Raw genomic sequence first — 3,799 nt, forward strand, 5'->3', positions numbered from 1 at the left:
AATTTGATACATAGGATTAATTGACGATATGTTCTGGTGCGGGCATACATTACCTTCAGCATCGACAATCTCAAAGCTGTCACACTCCCACTCAAGAGGAATTTCAAGCTCACACGGAACCGTCAGACTTCTTTTAAACGGAGCCGGATTAAACATTACAAGCGCCATATCATTCTTATCCCAGCCCGCAAAGTCAATGTCGCCAGACAAATCCATAAGAGCTCTTTCAAGCACGCAGGTTGCAATCTCTCTTGACTGCCTGAACCGATATTCTACGTCCTTATATACAACATCTCTGCCGCACGCGCCAATCGAATCATGCCCGTGGTTTTGAAGCATATAGTTATAGGCTTTATTAATAAACGCCTGCGGATATACAGCTCCGCATACAGACGCAAAAACCGCCATCGGCTCAGTATATGATGTGAGCAATCGTTCTGTTTCAAAGTTCTCCTGCTTAACCTTAATTCTTGCAGAAAGAACCCAGCCAAACAGCGCACTTACGCTGCCTTTTGTAAACGGATAGCGCATTTCGCCCTTTAAAACAGGTGAATTTTTATCAAAATCTCTGATCACGCTCTGCTCAAAGTCATAAACTGTACTGTGAAAAACATCAACACCTTCATAAACAGCATTAGCATCCTTGATAAGCCTTGATTCTCTCATATCCGGTATTGATGAATCATGACCGTTCGACCAGAAGCGGTTAGGCGTTGTCCACTCATCGTCCTGTTCAGAGAGTGCCTGCTCCGTCTTTTCAGCTATATATTCGTCATGATACTCATATTTTCTATGCGAATACTGATATTCATATTCACATCTTGCCGGATCCGCAAAACGGAATATTCCATCTCCAGCTCCCCATGAAACACGACGATTGTCACCGTCACGCTTGCCATAAAACACAGGGCGCTGCATTATATACCACATATTATATCTCGGTCTCTGCCCCAGTCTTGAAGCATAAATTGTTGTACCGTCGGCGCCCTCCCAGTAGAACTCCGATTTCGGTGCCATATATGTATTAAGCCCTCTGTAAAAGGACGCAAAATCTATTCCGAAGCCATGATATAGCTGTGGCATTTGTGATATTTGTCCCCAGCCAAAGGGCGAATAGCCTGTCTTTGAAACTTTGCCAAATTCATTTGCAATTTTATGTCCCAGGAGAAGATTTCTTATAAGAGACTCTCCACCCACGCAAAACTCATCCGGCAAACAAAACCACGGACCCACAGCAAGCTTTCCCTCACTGATATACTTTTTCAGAATTTCCTTCTTTTCAGGGTTTATTTCGAGATAATCCTGAATGGGAAGTGTCTGCGAGTCAAGATGAAAATGTTTGTAATCCGGCTCTTTCTCAAAAATATCGAGCAGCATATCAATCGCAGTCACAAGCATATGTCTTGTTCTTTGAGCGCTGAATTTCCACTCCCTGTCCCAGTGGGTATTGGATATAAAATGACATTTTATATTTTTTCGCTCCATTTACGCTTCCTCCTCTATGTAATCAAGTATTTCCGCAAGATTATTGCAGTAGCGGCTACACATAGGCATCGTTCCGCTTTCTTTTATATTGCCTCCCGCAAGTCCTATTGTTGTATATCCGGCAATCCTTGCCGAGCATACTCCTGCGCCGCTGTCCTCAATAGCGATTACGCTACCGCGCTCATCAAAACCAACTCCGAGTCCAACCGCGCAGGTTTCAGCATAAAGCCACGGATGAGGTTTCGGCGATAGCTCACCGAGCGTTCCAACGCTACCCTTGCGGAGCGGGTATCCTGCTGAAATTATTGCGTCGTAAAAATCCGTAGGCTCGCCCATATCAAGAGCTCTGAACGCCGAAAGTATTTCCGGCATCGCCTTTTCATATAATCCCGATGTTACAAGTCCTATCTTAATCCCTTTGGCTTTTAGTGCGAGCAAAAATTCTTTTAATCCCTCCTGCGGAACAAAAGCATTTTTTCTGCCTCTGCCCTCCATAATTTCTTTCATTTCACGATTAACGTGGTCAAAATAGAAATTCCGTGCTTTGTCAAGCGATTCACCTGGACAGTATTTATCTATACAATACTGTAAATGCTCCGATACGCTATGACCTGATACAAACGGTATATCGCTCTCTTCAAGCTTGAAGCTTTCATCATCAAGCATACTGGCGGTTGTTTTTTCGATTATCCAAATCCAGAACTCCTCGCTTCTTACCGATGTTCCATCCAAATCCATAAGCACAGCCTTGATTTTACCGTTTCTGTTCACAGGATGAAGCGGATAGTACGCACCATAGCCAAGAGCTGAATTAACATAGGCAAGAGTCTGATTTTCAAAAGCCACAAATTCAACCTTTCCGTCTCCTGTGCATACTATATGTTTTACTCCGTCCTCACCGGAGGTAAATCTTCCGTCTGTAGTGGAGGGAAGGTTGCGAAATCCTGAGCTGCCGTCTATAATTCCCAAATCGGGTATATTGAAATTCATTACATTACCACCTCTACATTGCATATTTCCGCATCCGATGAAACGGTTGTACCGTTTACCGTTCCGTTGTCGGCTGTTATTTTAACAGTTCCCTCTCCTGTGTTCTTTACTAAAATATTATATGTTTTTCCTCTGAATTTTCTTGTTACCTTAAATTCAGATATATCTTTTGAAATACACGGCTCTATTACAAGTCCGTCAAAATCAGGACGTATACCCAAAAGATATTGTGACACCGTATAATAATTCCACGCCGCCGTGCCTGTAAGCCATGAATTCTTCGCTTCTCCCGCTCTTACCGCATCACGTCCAGCAATCATCTGTGAATATACATACGGCTCGGTTTTGTGAATTTCACTTATCTCCTCTAAATATGCCGGCGCAATCTTTTTATATAGTTCAAACGCTCTTTCGCCGTTACCCATTACCGTTTCACCGATTATTACCCATGGGTTATTATGGCAGAACACTCCCGCATTTTCCTTATACCCCGGCGGATACGACGAGATTTCGCCAAGCTCAAGTCGGTATCCCGAATACGGCGGATAATTGAGTACAATGCCATATTCACATTCAAGATATTTTTTAACGCTGTCAAGCGCTTTTTGCGCCCTGCCGTCCTCCTTGCCTATCCCAGCCATTACACAGAAGCCGTTCGATTCAATAAAGATTTTACCCTCGTCACATTCGTCAGAGCCAACCTTATTGCCGTTAGCGTCGTAAGCTCTTATGAACCACTCACCGTCATAGCCATACTCTAAAACTGCTTCGGTCATTTTTTCAACCTCATCCGAAATATATTTATACATTTCATCATTGTTGAGCGTCTTATAAAGCCTTGCAAATTCTCTGCCAATATACACGAACATTCCTGCAATAAGCACAGACTCTGCTACTCTGCCGTCATCGTCTCCCGTAGTCTGGAAAGATTCGTCAGGAATTTCGGAAAAGCAGTTCAAATTCAAGCAATCGTTCCAGTCCGCACGTCCGATAAGCGGAAGCCCGTGAGGGCCAAGGTTGTTTGTAACGTGTCCGAATGAGCGATTAAGATGTTCTAAAAGCGTTGCCGTATTGTTTTTGTCACAGTCAAACGGCACCTGCTCGTCTAAAATACCGTAGTCGCCTGTTTCCTTGATGTACGCAACCGTGCCTAAAATCAGCCACAGCGGATCATCATTAAATCCGCCTCCGATTTCATTATTGCCCTGCTTTGTAAGCGGCTGATACTGATGATACGCGCTTCCGTCCTCAAACTGCGTTGAGGCAACGTCAATAATCCTCTCTCTCGCCCTTTCGGGTATTTGATGTACAAAGCCAAGCAAAT

The 3,799-nt window shown here is 43.8% G+C and carries 2 protein-coding genes and 1 pseudogene; all 3 read right to left on the reverse strand.

Annotated features, from left to right (window positions below):
- Positions 1-1,485: pseudogene (locus ACLTU0_RS11200) on the reverse strand (hypothetical protein); the annotation flags it as partial.
- On the reverse strand, positions 1,486-2,475 hold the full coding sequence (locus ACLTU0_RS11205; protein WP_117966535.1) for an HAD family hydrolase: 990 nt from the start codon (positions 2,473-2,475) through the stop codon (positions 1,486-1,488).
- Positions 2,475-3,799 (reverse strand): GH36-type glycosyl hydrolase domain-containing protein (locus ACLTU0_RS11210; RefSeq protein ID WP_412322517.1); only part of this gene is annotated, 1,325 nt, incomplete at its 5' end. The genes ACLTU0_RS11210 and ACLTU0_RS11205, both read right to left, overlap by 1 nt.

This window comes from Hominilimicola sp. (assembly GCF_046972485.1).
GTDB lineage: Bacteria > Bacillota > Clostridia > UBA1381 > UBA1381 > Hominilimicola > Hominilimicola fabiformis.